Raw genomic sequence first — 18,515 nt, 5'->3', positions numbered from 1 at the left:
CCGCTGCCAAAACCGTTGAACTGCCCCGACAAAGTTGCACGACGCTGACGGCTGTCAGGGCGTATCTGTCCGAGCTCATCGAGGCTGTTGTTCATGGCGTTTCGTACGACGGTGCGATCGGTTCGGGTGACTGCTGCGATGGCGATGGCCAGGTGCTCGGGCGCAGACAGGGGCGGCCAGGCTGGCGGGGGGATCCAGATGTCGCGCCTGTTGTCGTGGAAGTTGCCGCTGCGGATGAGCTGGGCGTAGTAGGGATTGACGTCGGAGTCGAAGCCCCATGTGTTCAACTGATCCCAGCCGTCGAGGAGGCCGGGCGTTGCCGGGGACGGTCAGTCCTCGCCGAGTCGCGTACGGTGACTGAGGTGGATGGCCGTAACCGATCCTCCCCGCCCCCCGCTGAGGCGGACGCCGGCGAGCGTGACACCGCCGACCGGGTCCCAGTGACACCTAACAGGAGCCGGTCGGCCGCGAACTACTCTTTTGCGTGCCTGGTCCTGCTCAGCTGGCACGGCCTGGTGATCATTGCCTACTTCGTCCTCCTTGACCAGCAATCGGGAATAAGGGAGTCGTGGGGCAACTCACCGCAGGAAGGCATGCTGACCTTCGGGGTCTACGTCGTCGCACCGGGACTTCTCGTCACCCTGCTGGTTGGGCTGATCCTGATCCTGAGGTCCCTGGCGAGAAGCCGGATCAGCTCGGCGGTGGTGCTCGGCACCGTCGCCGCGTCACCGATGCTCCTGTTTGTGGCGGCGGTCGCTGGCCTGTGGCCTGGCCTGCGTTGAGAATCCGCCCGGTCGACCTGCTCAACCGGGAGCAACCGGCGCCAAGCCCCGGCAGTGGCCCGGCCCCCGAACCCGACGACAGCAAGGCGACACCGTGAGCACGCCCTGCACCGCACCTGCCTGACGCGGTCGCGGCGGCTGTACATCGTGCTCGAGGCGTGCCGAGGCGTCGGCGCGGAAGTGGGCGAAGCACTGGTTCACCGCCATGAGACCGAAGAGTGGATCACCACCAACGGCGGCATCTCCGCAGCCGTCGCGGCCTCGCTGCGCGGCGCCGGACTGACGCCCGAAGACGCCACGGTGCGGATCCGCACTCCGCGTGGGTTTGTGCCCAAGCTTTCGCTGGCGATCCGTGTTTCCTGCGGTGGGCTGACCGCGGCCGAGGCTGCGGCCGAGATGCGGGAGATGCGGGAGATGCGGGCTGGGGTGTATTGCGACCGGTCTTCACCTCAACGGTCCCGCCGGTCGCCAACCAGCCCATGGGCTGTGCACTTTCTGGTGCGCTGTGCAGGGCTGCGTGGAGAACAGGAGCCACCTGCGGGAGTGATGGGGCTGCATCCGCTGGTCCGGTCGATTCGCGGTGGTGGTGTGACCGTCGGAGGGTGGCTCCCACCAGCGGCGCGCGGTGTGGCTGTGTGCGAGCAGAAGCAGGTAGCGGTCCGGCCGCCAGCCGGTGGCCGTGAGCCTGGCGTGCTCGTAGGCGAGGACCTCGCCGCTGGCCGGGTGCAGGATCAGCAGATGACGCTCGCTGCCGTCGCGGCTGGTGGTGGCCACGCCGATGCCGCCGCGGCCAGCGCGGTCAACTGTGTGGGGGTAGGCGAGCAGCCCGGGCGTGTCGGCGAGGACGGCGAGGCTCAGTGCCCGCCCGGACCGCGGCGGGCTGCGCCAGGTGGCCAGCATGGCCAGGCCGACGAGCACCTGCTGCGTGGGATCGATCTGTTGAGGTTGTCGCGTGACTCGGCTACGCAACCAGTCGGCGCTGACGAACACCTGCTGCAGGCCTTGGTCGTGCAGCCACCCTGGCGCCCACCAGTCGACCGCTGTGGCGGTCCACCGGCCGGAGTATTCGTTGACCATCTCGGCGCCGGAGTCGTCCTCGGCATACCAGCGCACGACATCCCGTGTGGTGGTCTGTCCGGTCGCGCCGTCGATTTGCCAGGCGCGGTGTCGCACCAGGTCGAACCGTCCCTGTGCCTGGTCGCACGTCGCCGCGCCGATGTGCAGGGCGAGCTCGCGCAGGACGGACGCCGCCGGCCGCGGATAGGCCAGAACGGTGGTGCTGGCGTCCGACGGCGGTGCGGGAGCGAACCCATCGCAACCGCTGCCGGTGCTGGTGAGCAGGACTGGCCCCGGCAGGCGTACCGGGGTGGGTAGCGCCGTCGTGGCCAGGGCGGTGGCTAGCCCAGCGGCGCCGGCGGCTGCCAGTGCGCGGTCAAGGCACGTGGGTGAGCGCATGTGTGACGGATCCTTACGGGTGCGAAGGTGCGGTGGTGGCCGTCGTACCGGGCACGGCGGCCACCACCGGCGGGACGATCAGCTGGAGTTGGTGTTCCGGATCGGGCGGCCGGCGCGGGTCATCGGCCAGAGCGTCGGCGCGCCGGGCAGTCCGATCGGCAGGCCGGCGTGGTAGCCGTGCTCGCACAGCAGGTCCCGTGCCGCTGCGGTCGTGACGACGCCGTACACGGGGTGGCCGACGGCGTCGACGACCTGGTGGTGCTCGCGCAGCAGTTCGCCAGCGATGTGCCATCCGTAGGCGGGATGCACCGCGAGCCACGACAGCCAGTGGTGCGGCGCCGCTGACCCGTAGCCGCGTACGGCGGCGTGCAGCTGGCCGAACCGGTTCGCTGACCGGCCCGCGAACGTCGTCAGGTGGTAGTCGCCCAGCGCCCAGCGCTCCGCGTCCAGATCGTGGCGCCGCCACACCGCGATAGCCGACCAGTCCAGCGTGACGTAGACGTTGCCCGTCTCGATGGCGTGGTCGACCTCGACGGCCAGCAGCCGGTGCAGCACGTCCGGCCGCTCCTTCGGATCCGGCACCAGCCACTCCGCGACCGGGTCGCGTCGTAGCGCGTCGACCAGCAGCGCGGTGGCCGCCGCGACGTCGGTCGGTCCGGCCTGTCGTACATGGGTGCTCATGGCGGACGCGGTCACAGCGACCGCAGGTGCAGCGACGTCGGCGGCGGGAACGACGAGCGCGCGCCGCCGTTGAGCTGCGCACGCCACATCGGCCAGAACTGCGGTCCCGACGACGTGGGTCGCATCGGCGGGCCGGCCTCGTAGCCGTGGCGCCGGTAGAGGTCACGGTTGCGGGGATCGCTGGCCTCCAGATACGCCGGCAGGTTCTCGGCGTCGACGTCCTCATGGGCCTCGGCGAGCAGCGCGGACCCGACGCCCTGCCCCTGCCAGGCCGGGGCTACGCCGATGTAGGCAAGGTAGGCGTGCGGCAGACGCGGGTGGCGGGCCTCGAACATCGCGTCGAGCAGGAGGAACTTCGGCGCGTACTTGCCGATGGCCTCCTCCAGCCCGAACACGTGGTCCGGCACGGGCGACGGCGTCTCGTCGCGCCGATACCAGATCGCGGCGCCGGACAGGTCGCTGGTGGTGTCGACGCGGCCGTAGCGCATGCCCAGCTCGAGCATGAACCGGAAGTAGCCGGTGAACACCTTCAGCCGGTCTGCGGGCTCGGGGACGGCCCATTCGGCGACCGGTCCGGTCGAGAACGCCTCGGCCAGCACGGGCAGCAGCGCCGGCAGGTCGGCGTGCCTGGCCGGGCGGACGGTGAGGTCGGTGCGTGTCGTGGACATGGGCGCTCCTCAGACGGGCATGCGGACGGAGTCGGTGGTACGGAGCGGGGCCGCGGCGCTGTCGGCGCCCAGCCCGATCGCGCGGTAGACGTCGGGCCTGCTGGACCGCAACGTGAACGCCCACCCGAGCCCGAGCAGCGCGGCGACCGCGTAACCGGCCGGGAACCACCACCGCAGCGGGTTGGTCGGCTCGACCCCGAGCAGAGCGTCGAACTGGCGGACGGTGACGACCAGGATCGACCCGAGCGCGAGGGCAGACAGGAAGGGCGCGACCGCTGTTCGCCAGGGTCCATCGCCGTGGACGGTCCGGCCGAAGAACGCGACCACGGCCACGCTGGTGACCGTCATCAGGATCAGCACCCCGAGTGCGCCCATCGACGTGAGCCAGAAGAACAGGTGCACGATCGGGTCCGCGTCGGCCAGGACGTACCCGACGAGCACCACCGCGGCGATGGCGGTCTGGAGCATGGAGCCGGCTTTCGGCGCTCCGGTGCGCCGGCTGGTCCGTCCGAGCGCGGCCGGCAGCACCCGCTCGCGGCCGAGCGCGAAGGCGTACCGGGCGACCGTGTGGTGGAAGCTGAGTAGGGCGGCGAACAGGCTGGTGATGAACAGCCACCGGCCGAGGGTGACCAGCGACGAGGTGAGGTGTGGGGACACGAGGTTGAAGATGAGGTCGGTGCCCTCGGTCTGGGCGGCTGCGACGATCTGGTCGGGCCCGGTGGCGACGGACATCGCCCACGCCGACAGCCCGTACAGCAGGCCGGTGACCGCCACGGCGATGTACGTGGCCCGGGGCACCGTGCGCTGAGGGTCCTTGGTTTCCTCGGCGAACACCGTGGTGCCTTCGAAGCCGACGAACCCGGCGATGCCCGTGACGAGGGCGGCGCCGATGCCCGGGCCGATCAGGTTGCTCGGGGCGAGGGTGTCGAAGCTGACGCCGAGATCGTTGACGGGTCGGGCGACCATCACACCGTCGTAGACCAGGGCGATCGCGCACTCGGCAACCAGTAGGAGGGCGAGGACCTTGCCGTTGAGGTCGATGCGCAGCAGGCCGAGCACGGCGATCACCGCGCAGGCGCACAAGGCGCACAGCCACCAGGTGGTGCCCCAGCCGTACCGGTCGTTGAGGAACCCGGACAGGACCGCGCCGAAGACGCCGTACAGGCCGATCTGCATGCTGTTGTAGGCGAGCAGAGCGACGATCGCGGCGGCGACGCCGGCCGGTCTGCCGAGGCCCCGTGTTACGTAGGTGTAGAACGCTCCGGCGTTGACGATCCGGCGGGACATGGCCACGTAGCCGACGGCGAACAGGGCGAGCACTGCGGCGACCACCAGATAGGCCAGGGGGATGCCGAGCACGCCGGTGACCGCGTATCCGGTGGTCGCGCCGCCGGCGACGGCCGTCAGCGGCGCGGCGGCCGCCACGACGAAGAACACGACGGCGGGGATGCCGAGTCGGCCGCGGGCCAGCACGGCGGAGACGGTGTCAGGACGAGATGAGGACATGGGGGGATCGGTCCCTCTCATGGGCTTGAATGGGTGGAAGGGGTAGCGCGGGCCGCAGCCCGTGGTCAGGTGCGGTGGCTGAGGACGGCGTGGCCGATCGCTGTGTCGAGGTCGGCGAGGAGGTCACGCATCGGCTCCGGGGCGGCCGCCAGCAGCCGCCGCAGGTGCGCGCCGGCCGCGTACGGGGCGCCGTCGAGGATGAACTGGTCCAGGCGGCAGGACGCGGCGATGCCGGCCAGCGCGAGGTCGAACGGTTCCAGCTGCTCGTACCGGCGCAGCTTCTGCGACAGCCGGGCCCACGACCAGGCGGCCACGTTGATGTCGGTCGGCACGTGCACGGTGACGTTGCCGAGCACGCCGAACAGGCGGCGCTGCTGTTGAGGCTCGACCTTGCCGGCTTGGAACAGCCGCTGCGCGACCTGGTCGTGCGCCGTCTCGGCGAGGTAGGCCAGCCACACGCGGGTGGCGGTGTGCTGCGACTCGGCGACCAGCCGGTCGAGGACGAGGTGTTGCAGCCAGTCGGCCGGTGGCCGGGCGTCGAGGACGAACAGGCTGCCCCGGTCGAAGGTGATGTGGCCGGCGCCTGCCAGCTCGCCGAGTAGCCCGGCGGCGAGGCCGTGCCGGATCGCGCTGTCGTGCAGCCGCGGTCGGCCGGTCTGGTCGTCGTGGGCGATGAGGAAGAACTCGTCGGCCAGCAGCACGGGCGTGTGCGGGCCTGATCGTGCGGGCCGGTGGCGGCCGGCGGGCTCCGGGTGCATGTGCACGGGCTGGCCGTCGGCTGTGCCAGGGGGTGTGGTCACCGCTGCTGGCCTTCCTCGGTCATGGTTTTCACGGGTTTGGGGGTGCGGAGCTTGTCGAGGACCTGACGCCCGCCGGGGTGCCGGGTGAGTTCCTCCAAGGCCCAGGTTCTCTGGGAGCAGGTGCCGCCGATGCAGTGCCAGCAGGTGCCGCCGTCGACGTGCTGGAGCGCGGTTCGGCGGGCGGCGTCGAACCGGTCGGCGGGGCGGTCGCTCTCGTCCACGGCGGTCACCGGGCAGAGCGGGGACGACCCAGTCCGCGCAGGCGTTGGCGCAACGGCGGTCGGGCCGGCGCCGGAGCGCGGTCGAGGGCCACCCAGAAGGCGTGATTCGCCTCGGCCAACTCAGTGGCCGGCGGGCGGCCCAGGCCGTCGGCGCCGGCAAGGTGGCAGCCGCCATGGTTGCTGTAGAGAGTGGCGGCTCCCTCGCAGTCGATGCCGAACGGCGCGAAGGCCCGGTCGTCGGCCGGAGTGAACCACTTGATGCGCCTCATTGCCACCACCTCCCTGTGAAGGAACCGCGGTCGGGCCCTCCCCGGCACCGACCGCGCTCCCCGGTCCGGTGGGTGCAGAGACCGCCCGTGCTGGGGGGACCAAGGCGAGCCCTGCACCCGGCTCATGTGCGGGACTGCTCCCGCAGGTACTGCGTGACCCGGGCGGCCGACTGTCCGGCCTGCTCGACGAGGGTGAGCAGCGGCGAGTTGGTCTGCTTCTCGCGCAGCTCACGGACGTCGGCAGCTCGGTCGAGGGCGGCCAGGTGGGTACGGGCGGCGTCGAGGGCGCGGTTGACGCGCTCCATCTCCCGCGCCGCCTCGCCTGCCTGAACGCTCATCGGTGCCCCCATGGTGATCATTACCCAACCGTCCGTAACGTTGGATTCATACCAACCATTCCAGTGGAGTGCGACACAGTCAAGGCCATCCCGTTAGATTGGTTGGGACGACATGAGGGAGGGTGTGGGCGTGGCCCAGCAGCCGAAGTACCGCCAGATCGCCGCCGAGCTCCGGGAGCAGATCGTCTCGGGCGCTCTGCGCGTCGGCGACCGGCTTCCGACCGAGCCGCAGCTTCAAGAGCAGTACGGCGTCTCCCGCAACACCGTCCGTGACGCGACCGCGCTGCTCGTCAACGAGGGCCTGGTCGAGTCCGTGCCCGGCCGCAGCGGCGGCATGGTTGTCCGCAAGAAGGTCACCTTGACCTTCCACGCCCACCGCGCGGAGATGCCCGGTCCGACAGCCGAGACTGACGCCTGGCGGTCCGAGGTCGAGCGCCAGGGCTACGAGGCGTCCCAGGACTTCCGGCTGACGATCGAGGTGCTCCCCGCGGAGCTGGCCGAGCGGCTGCACGTGGAGCCAGAGTCTGCGGCCGTTCTGCGCCGTTGCGTCCGGTACATCAACGGGGAGCCGTCCTCGATCCAGGACACCTACTATCCGATGGACCTGGCCAACGAGGTCTCCGAGCTGCTGTCACCGAAGGACATCCCGCAGGGCACCACACGGCTGCTCGCCGAGCGTGGTCACGCGCAGGTCGGCTACTACGACGAGTACGTCTCCCGGATGCCAACGCCCGAGGAAGCCGCCACGCTCCGGTTGCAGCCCGGCACGACGGTCCTTCTGCACATCCGCACCGGCTACACCGCGAAGCGGCCGGTCCGGGTCTCCATCAACGTGTTCGCCGGCGACCGGAACCGGATCGTCAGCACCCACGGCGACGCCAGTGTCATCGCCACGTTCCGGCCGGAGGAATCGACAGAATGATCATCACGCCTGCCCGGCTGAGCGACGTCGACGTCATCATGAGCTGGCGACGCGAGCGCGTCGCCTGGCTCGCCGCCCGGGGCGAGGAGCAGTGGTCGATCCCGCTACCGCGCTCCGCCGTGGCGTCGACGGTCTCGGCCGGGCAGACGTGGATGGTCTGGGACGGCGACGACCCGATCGCCACGATCACCTTGACCGCGTACGTGGACGTCGACAACCTGTGGAAGCCCGACCGCGACCCCGAGGCCCTGTGGTACCCGGAGGACGACCCGGCCGACGCCCTGTACGCGGCGAAGATGATGATCCCGCTGCGCTACGCCGGCGAGAACCTGGGCGGCGAGATGCTGGACTGGGCCGGCGGCCGCGCCTACGAGGCCGGCCTGACATGGCTGCGGCTGGACTCCTGGACCACGAACCACCGGCTGCACGACTACTACCGGCGGCAGGGCTTCCGGCACGTCCGCACCGTCGAGTCCCGGGTGTCCGGCGCCTGCTTCCAGCGGCCATCCCAGCCGTACACCAGCGGCCAGCTCAAGACCGAGGGAATCTGACCGGCACACCGGGTCCGCAACCCGCCCCGGCGCGCCCTCTCCGCCGTGTGAAGGGCCAACCTTTAGCCTTCCGCCATGCCCATCACACTCCCATTCAGGTGGTTCGCTGACCGGCCAGCGCCGGCCGTCACCGTGGTGCAGGTCTACGGCTGGCTGTTCGACGACCACGGGCGCGTGCTCGTGCAGGACACCCCAGACGGTCACAACCTCCCCGGCGGCAGTCCCGAGCGGGGCGACGCCGACGCGGCGGCCACCCTGCACCGGAAGCGCCGAGGAGTCACAGGTACGCCTCACCGATCCGGTGCTCCTCGGGCACGAGCTTGCCGGCGAATACGCTTATCTGCGCATGGCAGCGCGGATCGTCGGGTTCGACCCCCGCCGCCCGGACCCGGACGGCGGTCGCCTGCTCGGCCGCCGGCTGGTGCCCGTGACCGACGTGCCGCTCCTGCTCGGCTGGGGAGAGTCAGGAGCGGAGCAGGCCGTTCTAGCCGCCCGTGTCGCCGAGAGCAGGTGGATGCTGCCGGTGTGGTCGCACACCGCCCCGCCGGTCGCCGTCGACTAGCGGACCGCCCACGGCGCGACCGTACGCAGGAAGCGACCCACGGCGGCGTCATGGTCGAAGCGAGAAGTCAGCGCGTCCTGGCCCGCCCGGCGCATCCGGTCCCGCTGCTTCGGAGTGGTGGCCAGCGCCCGGTCGATCGCCGCGGCAAGCGAATCCGGCCGCCCCGGCTCGGCGGTGAAGCCGGTAAGCCCATCGGTTACCTGCTCGGCCAGCCCGCCAGCCGTGGTGGCCACGACGGGCGCGGCGCCAGCGGCGAATGCTTCGAGGGGGATCCGGCCGAACGGTTCCTGCCGCGAAGGCACGACCACGGCACGGAGGCCGGGATGGGCAAGCAGCGTTCGTAGCCGCGGGTCGAACCGTGTATGGAGGCTGACGTCGACACCCAGCTCTGCCGCCCGATCGGCAAGCTGCCGCTGGTACGGGCTGGCTGACTGGCTGTCGGTCACCGCAGCGAGCACCAGGTGCGGCAGACGCCCGCCCGGATAGTCACTGCGGAGCAGCGCCAGGGCGTCGAGGAGGTCCTCGAACCCCTTGTACGGCTCCGCGCGGCCCAGGGCCAGCAGGAAGTCAGCGCGCCCTGCGGCGGGCACCAAGTCGTCGGCTGGCGGCAGCGCGCGACGCTCGTCGGCGGTGAGCCCGTCGGGCAGGTCGATCAGCGCGCCGGCTGGCACCGCAAGCTCTTCCTGTAGGTGCCGGCGCATGTACGCGGAGATCACTCCGACCCGCGCGCCGCCGGCGACGGCAGCCGCCAAGCCCCGCCGCTCGTAGTCGACACGCTCGCTGTTGTCCGGGTCGTGCTGCAACGCACTCGACCGGGGCACGTACGTCAGGTGCGGCAGGTAGGTCGACGGCAGATGCATGGCGACGCCCGAGAACGGCACATCGAAGGCGACGACAGCAGGCGGTTCGTCGAGTCGGGCTGCGATGTCGGACAGGACCCGGCCGGTGTCGTCGGCGAGGTGCTGGAACGCGGCGAGCCCACCGAATCGGGTGACCCCGTCGGTGCCGTTGCTCAACGGCGCGACGTGGGCGCCGACGGGGCGCAGCATCCGCGCGGTGTCACCCGCCCACTGTGCGTCGTACTCAGGGCTGGCGGGTGCGAGGTAGACCGGCGCGACCACCAGCGGCACGCGAGGCGCGAGGTGCCGGACCGTCGCGCGGAGGAACGCCCGGTTGGCGTACCCGGCACCGGTACCCGCACCGTAGAACCCGTCGTGGACGCAGACGATGAGGCCCCGGGCCATCACGACGCCGCCAGCAGTGCAGTAACGTGCCGGCGAATCACGCCGAGGTCGACGGCCGGCAGCCAATGCCACGACGCGGCGCGTAGCTCGGCGGCCAACGCCGGGTGCACACGGCCGATGGCGGCCGCCGGGTCGCGGTAGAACACGGCCAGCTTGGCAAGGCCGGCTCGTGTGCTCCACGGGTGGCCGGGGGTGAGCCGATCGACGCGGCGGGCGATGCTCGTCTCGGGGGCGCAAGCGACGATGAGGTACGCGTCGGGGACGGTGAGGTGCCCAGCCGTCAGGTGCCCATGGGCCCACGACGCGCGGGCGGCGAGTAGAGCCCGGTCGCCCAGCGAAGCCGCGTACGCGAGTGCGGAGAGCCAGTCCCGGTCGCTGAGCACGGACCCATTCATCCGTGCTGCGGTGACCTGCTGGTGCTTAATGAGCCAGTTCGCCTGGTGCGCGTTGTCGTCGTCGACGTGCGGGTGTCGTCGGACCGGGATTGTGGCGCCGCCCGGGGTGGTGTATTCGCCGACGACCGTGTGGCCGGCGGCGGCGAGGGTGTCCGCCGTGGTGGTCTTCCCGGAGCCGGGCATGCCTTCCAGGACGACGAATCGGCCCGCCCGGGGGCGAGGGCTAGAAGAGCGCTTCGGGGACGTGCTGCTGGTCATGAGTTCCTGCCAGGTTGAGAGGGCGCATCGGAGGCGCAGCGGCGCCGCGGACGTCCGCGCGGGTGAGATTCCAGCCGGCGAGCGTGCGTACGTTCAGCAGGCCTGGACCGGCGATCGTGTCGAGGATGAGGTCGTTGCCAGCCACGGCGCTGATCCGCCCGACGAGCGTGGCCCCGTCACGAAGTGCCCCGATCTCCCGAGCGGGCAGAGCAGGCGGCGCGGTCAGGCCGTAGGTAGCGGCGAGATCGTGTATACGCGGCTGCCGCACGGTGAGCTGGGCGTCCCCGGAGATCTGAGGCACGGCGCGGTGCCATGCCTCACGGAGCTGCTCCACGCGCTGCTCCGGAGTGCCGAGACGCCACCACGCGCTGACCTTGCGGTCACGGCGGACGAACTCGCTGACCTCGCCGAGCCCGCTGATCAGCCGTTCGGCGCGGCGTACCGCCGGTAGCGGCCCTTCGGCGAGCCAAGTGAATGCGAGGGCGGCCTGTTCGGTGAGCCGGTCGCTGCCGCGTTCCAGGGCGGTGAGCCCCACCTTGATCAGCCCACTGTCGAACCAGGCGAGGTACAGCCCGAACGTGCGAGGGTCGGTGAGGTCGTCTCCTCGAGCGAACCGGCGACCGGGGTCGGCGGCTTGGCACGGCGGGCACTGGGTACCGGTGGCGTCCAGCACGATGTGGTGCCGGTGGGGGCACAGCTGCTGGCGGAGGCTCTGGCGGTTCCACGTGCCGATGCATCGGCGGGGCCCATGCAGGTTCCAGCCGACGAGCTGCCCGAGCGCGAGGGGCTGGTGGCGGATGGTGCCGTCCGAGGCGGCCAGCGCCAGGGTCGCGCTACCCGAAGTCCAGACGAGTCCGGTACTGAGCAAGGCGTTGGTCGGCTGCGGCACGGTCGTACCTCCCGTACAGGTCGTCGCGGGTGTTTTCGCTGATCAGGTGCGCCAGGTCGCAGAGTGCGTCCCCCGGAGAGTCCGGCATGTGGAGGTGGTTGCGCAACACGTCGCCGCCGGCGAGTCGCGCCCGGATGCCCAGCTTCAGGTCCTTGGGGTTGCGGGCGGCGTCGCCGTCGAGCAGCAGCGCGTACACGGTCACCGGGGCGCTGGTGAGGTACTCGTCCTGCCGGGCGACGTACTCGGCTCCATAGGCGTCCGGGTAGAGCCGGCGAGCGTCCGACGAGGTCAACCTCTTGGATGCGACGGCGGTGACGAGGTGGTCGCCGCGGAGCGCACGCAGAACCCCGGGTGCGTCGCCGCCGGGTTTGACCATGGCGACGCTGGCGCGCAACGGTGGCCAGTCGACGTCGCCGCCCGGCGTCCGCATCCGCTTCGCCCATTCAACCAGGCAGCCGCAAGAGCTCTGGGTCAGCGAGTCCGGGTGCCTAACCGGCCGGGCCTTCGTCAGGGGTCGCCGCCATGGTCAAGCACCGTTCGCACGCGCCAGGCCGCGCCCACACCTTCAGCCCGAGTTCAGGTGCAGGAGTCTGGGTGCGGTAGCAGACCCACCAGGTGTCCCAAGGGTTATCGGCGAGGACGGGTGCCACAGGCGCGCCGATCATGGCTGACTCGGTGACGTAGGCGAGCAGCGCGGCGACCTTGACTCGGTATGCCGGGGCGGTCATCCGCGCAGCCTCCGCACCGTGGCGGAAACATCGGGGGCTTCCGCCAGCTCCAACTCCGCCCAGCGCAGTCCTGGCATCGGGGCGTGCAGCAGCACCTGGTCGATGAGGTGCCCGGCGATCGCCTCCGTGGTGGTGTTGGCCACCGGCAGGACGGTCACCGCGCGCGCGGGCAGGACGTAGTCGCCGAACCCCACCCGGGCCGGGACGCTCAGGTCGACGTCCGCCGCGCGGCCGGCGACGAGGGTGCGTCGACGCAGCGGCGCGATGACCCGGCGCAGGGTGCTCTTCACCGGTCCGAAGTCGGTGACCATGCCGTTGTCGTCAGGCTCCCCGGCCAGGCGCAGCGTGACCACGAAGGTGTGCCCGTGCAGGGGCTCGTAGACGTCGGCGTGCAGTCCGGCGTGGGCGGCGCAGAAGCTGAATGGCTGGCGGTCCTGTGGAAGCAGCGCGACCGCCGCCGCGAGGAGTTCACTGTCCAGCACGAGCGGGTCGAGATGCTCTACAGCAGCGCCAACCCCTACGCCTGACCTCCCTCGTCAAGACTCGGTTGTCCGCGTTTGCGCGGACCTCATGGTCCGCGCGAACGCCTCCTCCCAGATGGGCAGCACATCGCCGCGTTCGGCGTGGCTGACACCCGGGTATCGACACGACCGAACTGATCCTCCAGGTCGTCTTCGCCGCGATCGGCATGTCCGTCGCCGCCGGCGCTACGGCCGACGCCGCCTCTGACCCCCAATAGTCGCCCTCGCCGCCGGCCTCGCAGGGCCTGGCGAAGAGGGCGTTTCACTCGCTGTCGGCGAAGCGTTCCACGTTGTCGATCGGTCCGACGATGAGGATCAGGTCGCCGTAGGCGAGCACGGTGTCCGGGGTGGCATGAGTGAACTCGGGTCGTCGGCCCATCGGTGGAGCCTGTGGTTTGACCGCGACCACCGTGATGCCCCACCGGCTGCGCACCCGGGAGTCGCGCAGCGACACGCCGACGACATCGCGCGGCGGAGTGGTCTTCACGACGGCGAAGTCGGCGTCGACCTCGACGTAGTCGAGGATCCGACCGGAGAGCAGATGGGCCACCCGTTCGCCCATGTCGTGTTCTGGCGCGACGACCTTGTGGGCGCCGACTCGGGTGAGGATGTGCCGGTGCTGGTCGCTGACCGCCTTGGCCCAGATGTCGGGGATGCCGAGTTCGGCCAGCAGGCTGGTGGTGAGGATGCTGGCCTGGATGTCCGTGCCGATCGCCACGACGGCGCGTCGGAACTCTGCCACCCCGAGTTGTCGCAGCGCCTCGATGTCGGTGGAGTCGGCCGTGACCACGTGCGGCAGGCGGCCGGACATCGCCTGCGCCACCTTCGGCCGGTGGTCGATGCCAAGCACTTCGGTGCCTCGGCTGACCAGTTCCAGGGCCAGGGCACCGCCGAAGCGGCCCAATCCGACGACCACGACGGGTTCGGTCATGTCAGCCAACGATCGTCCTTTCCTCAGGCAGTTCGTAGCGTCGGGTGCGGTCCCGCAGCGCCAGCGCGGTGGCCAGGGTGAGCGGCCCGATCCGGCCGGCGAACATCAGCACGACCAGCAGCAGGTCCGCCTGCGGTGGCAGGCTGCCAGTGATCCCGGTGGACAGCCCGACGGTGGCGAAGGCCGACACCACCTCGAACAACACCCGCTCAAGACCGTGCGGCGTGATCGCCACCAGGGCGAAGGTCGCGGTGACCACGGCGCCGACGCTCAGCAGCGCCATCGCGAGCGCCTGCCGCTGGTTGCTGGGCGGGATGCGTCGCTGCCCGACGTTGACGTGGCTCTCGCCGCGCATCTCCGACCAGAGCACGAAAGCCAGCAGCCCGAACGTGGTGACCTTGATGCCGCCGGCGGTGCCGGCGCTGCCGCCGCCGATGAACATCAGCACGTCGGTGGCGAGCAGACTCTCGGGGCGCATGGCGGCAATGTCGAGGCTGTTGAATCCGGCGGTACGGGTCATCGCCGAGGCGAAGAACCCAGCCAGGAGCTTCTCCGGGCCACTTAACGGGCCCAGCGTGTCCGGGTTCGTGAACTCCGTGATGGTCAGCACGGCCATGCCGAGCACCAGCAGGGCCACCGTGAGGGTGACGGTCAGGCGGGTCATGACCGACCACAACGCGGGCCGCCGCCAGCACCGGGCGAGCTCGAACACGACGGGAAAGCCCAGGCCGCCGAGGATCACCGCGCCGGCGACGGTGAGGCTGATCCACGGGTCGGTGACGTAGCCTACGAGGCTGTCCGCGTTGGTGGAGAAGCCGGCGTTGTTGAACGCTGACACCGCGTGGAACACCCCGTGGTAGATCGCCGGCCCCGCCGCTTCGTCGTAGCCTGCGGCGAATCGCAGCGCGAGCGCCACGGCCACGACGGTCTCGCTGGCGAGGCTGAACAGCACGATTCGCCGGACCACTCCTCGTACGTCGGTCAGATCCAGGCTTTTGGTCTCGGCCTGCGCGAGGAACCGGGCCCGCAATCCCAGACGCCGTGACACGAGCACGGTGAACAGGGTCGCCAGCGTCATGATGCCCAGCCCACCGGCCTGGATGAGTAGCAGGATGACCACCTGCCCGAATGACGACCAGTAGCTGCCTGTGTCGACCGTCGCCAGACCGGTGACGCACACCGCCGACGTCGCGGTGAACAGCGCGTCGACCAGCGGCGCCCGCTGCCCCGACTGGGTGGCCACCGGCAGCGACAGCAGTCCGGTGCCCACCGCGATGGCCGTGCCGAACCCGAGGGAGATCATCTGGGCCGGATGCCGGAACCGGGTGCTGCTCCGTTGCCACACCGGCCGTCGCGTGATCAGGGCCATGACGAACCTGTCCGCCCCGGTCCTGCTGCCGGCGTCCTCTGCCACGCCTGTCGTGCCCGCATCACGCCTGGATCCTGCCACGACCCTACCCGGCGGCGATCACCAGCGATGGCCCCTCGCGACGCCGGGAGCGGCCCGAGCGAGGGGCCGATATGATCGGCGGGCTCCATGGCGCGCCGGGAAGTCTGGTCGGCACCGTAACCCGTCGTGCTCGCTGGAGGGTCACCCGTGCTGCTGCTCTGCTTCGCCGCCGTCCTGCTCGCCGCGGTGCTGCTGTCGGCCCTCGCGCACCGCACGATCCTGTCGACCGCGGCGTTGTTCCTGGTGGCCGGGTTTGTCCTGGGCGAGGGCACCACCGGGGTGCTGCACCTGCACGCGGACTCGCCGATCGTCGCGCAGCTGGCCGAGCTGGCGCTGTTCGCGGTGCTGTTCACCGACGGCATGCGCGTCGGTTGGGCGGACCTGCGGTCGGCGTGGCGGCTGCCCGGCCGGGCGCTGGGCTGGGGGCTCCCGCTGACCCTGCTGGTCACCGCCGTGCTGGGGCACTATGTGGCCGGACTGGGCTGGGCGGAGGCGCTGCTGATCGGCGCGATCCTCGCGCCGACCGACCCGGTGTTCGCGGCCGCGCTGGTCGGCAACGACAAGGTGCCCGCGAGGTTGCGGCACCTGCTCAACGTCGAATCCGGCGTCAACGACGGCTTGGCGCTGCCGTTCGTGGTGGTGCTTCTCGCGGTCGCGGCCGGCTCGGACGACCTGCACCTGGGGGAGTTGGCCACCGAGCTGGCCGTCGGGCTGGCGATCGGCGTCCTCGTGCCCCTCGCCGCGATCGCGCTCGAGCGGAGCCGGTTCTTCGCTGCCTCGGCCGCGTATGCGCCGCTCAACGGTGTGGCGATCGGGCTGCTGGTGCTCGCGCTGGGAAAGGCGACGCACGGCAACTTGTTCCTGGCCGCGTTCGCCGCCGGCATCACCGTGGCCACCTTCGGGCCACGCGAGCGGTCCGCGTTCGAGCACTTCGGGGAGAACGTCGCCGAGCTGCTGAAGCTCGCCGCGCTGCTGGTCTTCGGGGCGCTGATCTCGGTGGAGTTCCTCGGCGACATCTCCTGGACCGGCTGGGTGTTCGCCGTCCTGGCCATCGTGGTCGCCCGGCCGATCGCGTTGTGGATCTCGTTCCTGCGCTCCGGGCTGAGCCTGCGGGAGCAGGCCGCCGCGATGTGGTTCGGGCCGAAGGGCTTCGCCTCGGTCGTCTACGGGCTGCTGGTGCTGGAGTCCGGCATCGGCGCCGCGGACGAGGTGTTCCATCTGGTGGCGTTGACGATCGTCATCTCGATCCTGGCGCACTCCTCGACCGACGTGCTGGTGGCGCGGGCGTTCGATGACACTCGGGACATCCCGAGCTGGCACGGCGTGCTGCGCCGTGTGCGGCGCCGGGCAGCGCTGCCCCGACCGCGCGCCGACCGCCGCGCCGCAGCGGGTGGATCCGGGGTCGACGACGGCGCGGGCAGTCAGGCGAGCACGAAGTAGCGCAGCCACAGGTACGGCACGGCCAGCCCGACGGTGACCAGGGAGACCAGGATGCCGTACCGGGTGAACTGCCAGAAGGTGATCCGCTGCCCGGCGCGTTCGGCCAGACCGAGCACCACCACGTTCGCCGACGCGCCGACTGCGGTGGCGTTGCCTCCCAGGTCCGCGCCGAGCGCGAGGGCCCACCACAGCACGCGGGACTGCTCGCCGCCGCCCTGGGCGTGGACCAGGTCGGCGACGACCGGGCTCATGGTCGCCACGTACGGGATGTTGTCCACGATCGCGGACAGCGCCGCGGATCCCCAGAGCAGCACCATGGACGCGGGTAGCAGCCGGCCGTCGGTGGCGTCGATCGCGGCGTGGGAGATCTGCTCGACGACACCGGTGTTGACCAGGGCGCCGACCATGATGAACAGGCTGGCGAAGAAGACCAGGGTGGGCCATTCGATGTCGCGGCTGATCTCTGCGGCGTCCAGCCGGGACAGCGCCAGTAGCAGCAGGCCGCCGAGCAGGGCGACCACCGCGGGTTCCAGCTGCAGGGTGGTGTGCAGGACGAACGCGGCGGTCACCGCGGCGAGCACGGCCAGGCCGAGCACCAGCAGCCGGCGGTTGCGGATGGCGTCGCGCTCGTGCAGGGCGGCGATCTGCGCGGCCCGCTGCGGGTCGTAGCGGAACGCTGAGCGGAACAGCACCCGGCACAGTACGAGGAAAACCACCAGCAGCAGCACCACGAACGGCGAGAGGTGGACCAGGAAGTCGTTGTAGGTCAGCCCGCCCCGGCTGCCGATGATGATGTTGGGTGGGTCGCCGACCAGTGTCGAGGTGCCGCCGATGTTGGAGGCCATCGCCTCGGCTATGAGGAACGGCGCCGCCGGCACGTCGAGCCGCTCGCAGACCAGGAAGGTGACCGGGGCGATCAGCAGGACGGTGGTGACGTTGTCCAGCGCCGCCGACGCGACCGCCGTGATCACCACGAGGATCACCATCACCCGGTACGGTCGGCCCCGGGCGCGCTTGGCGGCCCAGACGGCCACGTACTCGAAACCGCCGGTGCGTTTGAGCACGGCGACGATGAGCATCATGCCGACCAGCAGGAAGATCACATTCCAGTCGATGCCGGCCTGCTCGGAGAAGAACGCGTGGGCGGTGTCGGTGGCGCCGATCAGGAACATCACCGCCGCCCCGCCGAGCGCCGCGGCGACCCGGTGGATCTTCTCGGTGGCGATCAGCACGTACGCGACGGTGAAGACGGCCATCGCCGCCCAGGCCACCCCGGTCACGCGGCCAGCATCCGGTCGAGCAGCGCGTCCAGGGTGATCCCGCCGATCATCGGCTCCCGGGGCGCGGCCACGGCCACCAGGGGGCTGCGCTTCTGCGCCATCACCGCAGCGATCTCGAGCACGGTCGCCTGCGGTTCTACCACCGGCGGTTCGGGATGCTCCTTCGGTAGCAGATCGGCCACCGTACGCCCCTCTGCGCCGCGCAGGAACACGTCCGCCGACGGCTCGTCGATCATCCGCGCCAGGGTCGGGTCCTCCCGGCAGTAGCCGGGGATCACCAGGCGCAGCACCTGGGTGCCGGGCAGGACGGTGACCGGGCAGCCGCGGTCGTCGACCACGATCAGACCCGGCAGGTTGTACTCGGCGAGCAGGCGAGCCGCCTCCAGCACCGACGTGGCTACCGTGATGGTCGGGAAGGGCACGGCCAGGTCTCGGGCTCGCACGATGACTCCTGTGGGTTTTTCGGGACGCGACGGGTCACACGCCGACCAGGCTTCCCGGCACACCGACGATCACCCTAGCGGCCGGAGGCCCCGAACTCACCGGTACACCCGAGCCGACTGCGGCAACCGGTCGGCGCAGTTTCCTGCAGCCACCTGTTCGAAGTGGCAGCAGCGGTCGGCA

The 18,515-nt window shown here is 70.8% G+C and carries 23 protein-coding genes; 6 read left to right on the top strand and 17 right to left on the bottom strand.

Annotated elements, in window-relative coordinates:
- Positions 1 to 515 precede the first annotated feature (515 nt).
- Positions 516 to 782 (top strand): hypothetical protein, encoded by a 267-nt coding sequence (locus tag B0E53_RS02095; RefSeq protein WP_146167557.1) that lies wholly within the window; start codon positions 516 to 518, stop codon positions 780 to 782.
- Positions 783 to 1,226: 444 nt separating this feature from the next.
- On the opposite strand, the gene B0E53_RS02090 is transcribed toward B0E53_RS02095, so the two are convergent.
- The 8 genes from B0E53_RS02090 to B0E53_RS02055 all read right to left on the bottom strand — a co-directional run bounded on the left by B0E53_RS02090 (position 1,227) and on the right by B0E53_RS02055 (position 6,720).
- Complete coding sequence (locus B0E53_RS02090) at positions 1,227 to 2,237, bottom strand: hypothetical protein (protein ID WP_107074379.1); 1,011 nt, start codon at positions 2,235 to 2,237, stop codon at positions 1,227 to 1,229.
- A gap of 78 nt (positions 2,238 to 2,315) precedes the next feature.
- The gene (locus B0E53_RS02085; protein WP_146167556.1) at positions 2,316 to 2,918 is read right to left on the bottom strand and encodes a hypothetical protein; all 603 of its coding nucleotides are present in this window, start codon (positions 2,916 to 2,918) and stop codon (positions 2,316 to 2,318) included.
- A gap of 11 nt (positions 2,919 to 2,929) precedes the next feature.
- Complete coding sequence (locus tag B0E53_RS02080; protein WP_107074377.1) at positions 2,930 to 3,586, bottom strand: GNAT family N-acetyltransferase; 657 nt, start codon at positions 3,584 to 3,586, stop codon at positions 2,930 to 2,932.
- Between the two features lie 9 nt (positions 3,587 to 3,595).
- On the bottom strand, positions 3,596 to 5,092 hold the full coding sequence (locus B0E53_RS02075) for an APC family permease (RefSeq protein ID WP_107074376.1): 1,497 nt from the start codon (positions 5,090 to 5,092) through the stop codon (positions 3,596 to 3,598).
- A 65-nt stretch (positions 5,093 to 5,157) separates the two neighbouring features.
- A complete protein-coding gene (locus B0E53_RS02070; RefSeq protein WP_246835175.1) occupies positions 5,158 to 5,892 on the bottom strand; it encodes a GPP34 family phosphoprotein in 735 nt (244 codons plus the stop codon).
- The gene (locus B0E53_RS02065; RefSeq protein ID WP_107074374.1) at positions 5,889 to 6,122 is read right to left on the bottom strand and encodes a hypothetical protein; all 234 of its coding nucleotides are present in this window, start codon (positions 6,120 to 6,122) and stop codon (positions 5,889 to 5,891) included. The genes B0E53_RS02070 and B0E53_RS02065 overlap by 4 nt, the downstream gene beginning before the upstream one ends.
- The gene (locus B0E53_RS02060; RefSeq protein ID WP_107074373.1) at positions 6,119 to 6,382 is read right to left on the bottom strand and encodes a hypothetical protein; all 264 of its coding nucleotides are present in this window, start codon (positions 6,380 to 6,382) and stop codon (positions 6,119 to 6,121) included. Before B0E53_RS02060 ends, B0E53_RS02065 begins: the two co-directional genes overlap by 4 nt.
- A gap of 122 nt (positions 6,383 to 6,504) precedes the next feature.
- Positions 6,505 to 6,720, bottom strand: coding sequence for a hypothetical protein (locus B0E53_RS02055; protein ID WP_146167555.1), 216 nt, complete (start codon positions 6,718 to 6,720; stop codon positions 6,505 to 6,507).
- A gap of 112 nt (positions 6,721 to 6,832) precedes the next feature.
- On the opposite strand from B0E53_RS02055, the gene B0E53_RS02050 reads away from it, so the two are divergent.
- The 3 genes from B0E53_RS02050 to B0E53_RS02040 all read left to right on the top strand — a co-directional run bounded on the left by B0E53_RS02050 (position 6,833) and on the right by B0E53_RS02040 (position 8,755).
- Positions 6,833 to 7,642 (top strand): GntR family transcriptional regulator, encoded by an 810-nt coding sequence (locus B0E53_RS02050; RefSeq protein ID WP_107074371.1) that lies wholly within the window; start codon positions 6,833 to 6,835, stop codon positions 7,640 to 7,642.
- Positions 7,639 to 8,193: a GCN5 family acetyltransferase gene (locus tag B0E53_RS02045; RefSeq protein WP_107074370.1), complete on the top strand. Its 555-nt coding sequence runs from the start codon at positions 7,639 to 7,641 to the stop codon at positions 8,191 to 8,193. The genes B0E53_RS02050 and B0E53_RS02045 overlap by 4 nt, the downstream gene beginning before the upstream one ends.
- 346 nt (positions 8,194 to 8,539) lie before the next feature.
- Positions 8,540 to 8,755 carry a hypothetical protein gene (locus B0E53_RS02040; RefSeq protein ID WP_146167554.1) on the top strand — a complete coding sequence of 72 codons (216 nt, stop codon included), beginning with the start codon at positions 8,540 to 8,542 and terminating at the stop codon, positions 8,753 to 8,755.
- Here the strand turns inward: B0E53_RS02040 and B0E53_RS02035 are convergent.
- The 5 genes from B0E53_RS02035 to B0E53_RS02015 all read right to left on the bottom strand — a co-directional run bounded on the left by B0E53_RS02035 (position 8,752) and on the right by B0E53_RS02015 (position 12,640).
- Entirely contained in the window at positions 8,752 to 10,071 is a 1,320-nt protein-coding gene (locus B0E53_RS02035) for a glycosyltransferase family 4 protein (RefSeq protein ID WP_146167553.1), read from the bottom strand. The genes B0E53_RS02040 and B0E53_RS02035 overlap by 4 nt on opposite strands.
- Complete coding sequence (locus tag B0E53_RS02030; protein WP_107074367.1) at positions 9,999 to 10,652, bottom strand: AAA family ATPase; 654 nt, start codon at positions 10,650 to 10,652, stop codon at positions 9,999 to 10,001. Before B0E53_RS02030 ends, B0E53_RS02035 begins: the two co-directional genes overlap by 73 nt.
- Positions 10,618 to 11,541: a DUF2797 domain-containing protein gene (locus B0E53_RS02025; protein WP_107074366.1), complete on the bottom strand. Its 924-nt coding sequence runs from the start codon at positions 11,539 to 11,541 to the stop codon at positions 10,618 to 10,620. Before B0E53_RS02025 ends, B0E53_RS02030 begins: the two co-directional genes overlap by 35 nt.
- Positions 11,486 to 11,971 (bottom strand): hypothetical protein, encoded by a 486-nt coding sequence (locus tag B0E53_RS02020; RefSeq protein WP_107074365.1) that lies wholly within the window; start codon positions 11,969 to 11,971, stop codon positions 11,486 to 11,488. The genes B0E53_RS02025 and B0E53_RS02020 overlap by 56 nt, the downstream gene beginning before the upstream one ends.
- A 294-nt stretch (positions 11,972 to 12,265) precedes the next feature.
- The gene (locus tag B0E53_RS02015; RefSeq protein WP_246835184.1) at positions 12,266 to 12,640 is read right to left on the bottom strand and encodes a 6-carboxytetrahydropterin synthase; all 375 of its coding nucleotides are present in this window, start codon (positions 12,638 to 12,640) and stop codon (positions 12,266 to 12,268) included.
- Between B0E53_RS02015 and B0E53_RS38980 the strand changes: the two genes are divergently transcribed.
- Complete coding sequence (locus B0E53_RS38980; RefSeq protein ID WP_246835185.1) at positions 12,635 to 12,796, top strand: hypothetical protein; 162 nt, start codon at positions 12,635 to 12,637, stop codon at positions 12,794 to 12,796. The two genes, B0E53_RS02015 and B0E53_RS38980, sit on opposite strands and share 6 nt — an antisense overlap.
- A gap of 256 nt (positions 12,797 to 13,052) precedes the next feature.
- Here B0E53_RS38980 and B0E53_RS02010 read toward each other — a convergent pair whose 3' ends face one another.
- Together B0E53_RS02010 and B0E53_RS02005 are read right to left on the bottom strand one after the other, a co-directional pair.
- Positions 13,053 to 13,721: a TrkA family potassium uptake protein gene (locus tag B0E53_RS02010; protein ID WP_210405869.1), complete on the bottom strand. Its 669-nt coding sequence runs from the start codon at positions 13,719 to 13,721 to the stop codon at positions 13,053 to 13,055.
- A 1-nt stretch (position 13,722) separates the two neighbouring features.
- Positions 13,723 to 15,090: a potassium transporter TrkG gene (locus B0E53_RS02005; protein ID WP_168215187.1), complete on the bottom strand. Its 1,368-nt coding sequence runs from the start codon at positions 15,088 to 15,090 to the stop codon at positions 13,723 to 13,725.
- Between the two features lie 207 nt (positions 15,091 to 15,297).
- Between B0E53_RS02005 and B0E53_RS02000 the strand changes: the two genes are divergently transcribed.
- On the top strand, positions 15,298 to 16,611 hold the full coding sequence (locus B0E53_RS02000; protein WP_348639640.1) for a cation:proton antiporter: 1,314 nt from the start codon (positions 15,298 to 15,300) through the stop codon (positions 16,609 to 16,611).
- Here B0E53_RS02000 and B0E53_RS01995 read toward each other — a convergent pair.
- Together B0E53_RS01995 and B0E53_RS01990 are read right to left on the bottom strand one after the other, a co-directional pair.
- On the bottom strand, positions 16,593 to 17,891 hold the full coding sequence (locus B0E53_RS01995; protein WP_210405868.1) for an ArsB/NhaD family transporter: 1,299 nt from the start codon (positions 17,889 to 17,891) through the stop codon (positions 16,593 to 16,595). The genes B0E53_RS02000 and B0E53_RS01995 overlap by 19 nt on opposite strands.
- Positions 17,888 to 18,334, bottom strand: a complete 447-nt coding sequence (locus tag B0E53_RS01990; protein WP_107074363.1) for a CBS domain-containing protein — start codon at positions 18,332 to 18,334, stop codon at positions 17,888 to 17,890. Before B0E53_RS01990 ends, B0E53_RS01995 begins: the two co-directional genes overlap by 4 nt.
- Positions 18,335 to 18,515: the final 181 nt, after the last annotated feature.

Origin of the sequence: Micromonospora sp. MH33 (genome assembly GCF_003013775.1) — a bacterium.
GTDB lineage: Bacteria > Actinomycetota > Actinomycetes > Mycobacteriales > Micromonosporaceae > Micromonospora > Micromonospora fulviviridis.
Note: the sequence above shows the minus strand (reverse complement) of the source record. Positions and strands in the feature narration are given on the sequence as shown.

Excerpts from the sequence above, each read along its gene's own strand:
- B0E53_RS02090 (WP_107074379.1), bottom strand. The coding sequence starts at position 2,237 with ATGCGCTCACCCACGTGCCTTGACCGCGCACTGGCAGCCGCCGGCGCC.
- B0E53_RS02085 (WP_146167556.1), bottom strand. The coding sequence starts at position 2,918 with ATGAGCACCCATGTACGACAGGCCGGACCGACCGACGTCGCGGCGGCC.
- B0E53_RS02080 (WP_107074377.1), bottom strand. The coding sequence starts at position 3,586 with ATGTCCACGACACGCACCGACCTCACCGTCCGCCCGGCCAGGCACGCC.
- B0E53_RS02075 (WP_107074376.1), bottom strand. The coding sequence starts at position 5,092 with ATGTCCTCATCTCGTCCTGACACCGTCTCCGCCGTGCTGGCCCGCGGC.
- B0E53_RS02060 (WP_107074373.1), bottom strand. The coding sequence starts at position 6,382 with ATGAGGCGCATCAAGTGGTTCACTCCGGCCGACGACCGGGCCTTCGCG.
- B0E53_RS02055 (WP_146167555.1), bottom strand. The coding sequence starts at position 6,720 with ATGAGCGTTCAGGCAGGCGAGGCGGCGCGGGAGATGGAGCGCGTCAAC.
- B0E53_RS02050 (WP_107074371.1), top strand. The coding sequence starts at position 6,833 with ATGAGGGAGGGTGTGGGCGTGGCCCAGCAGCCGAAGTACCGCCAGATC.
- B0E53_RS02045 (WP_107074370.1), top strand. The coding sequence starts at position 7,639 with ATGATCATCACGCCTGCCCGGCTGAGCGACGTCGACGTCATCATGAGC.
- B0E53_RS02040 (WP_146167554.1), top strand. The coding sequence starts at position 8,540 with ATGGCAGCGCGGATCGTCGGGTTCGACCCCCGCCGCCCGGACCCGGAC.
- B0E53_RS02030 (WP_107074367.1), bottom strand. The coding sequence starts at position 10,652 with ATGACCAGCAGCACGTCCCCGAAGCGCTCTTCTAGCCCTCGCCCCCGG.
- B0E53_RS02020 (WP_107074365.1), bottom strand. The coding sequence starts at position 11,971 with ATGCGGACGCCGGGCGGCGACGTCGACTGGCCACCGTTGCGCGCCAGC.
- B0E53_RS02010 (WP_210405869.1), bottom strand. The coding sequence starts at position 13,721 with ATGACCGAACCCGTCGTGGTCGTCGGATTGGGCCGCTTCGGCGGTGCC.
- B0E53_RS02005 (WP_168215187.1), bottom strand. The coding sequence starts at position 15,090 with ATGGCCCTGATCACGCGACGGCCGGTGTGGCAACGGAGCAGCACCCGG.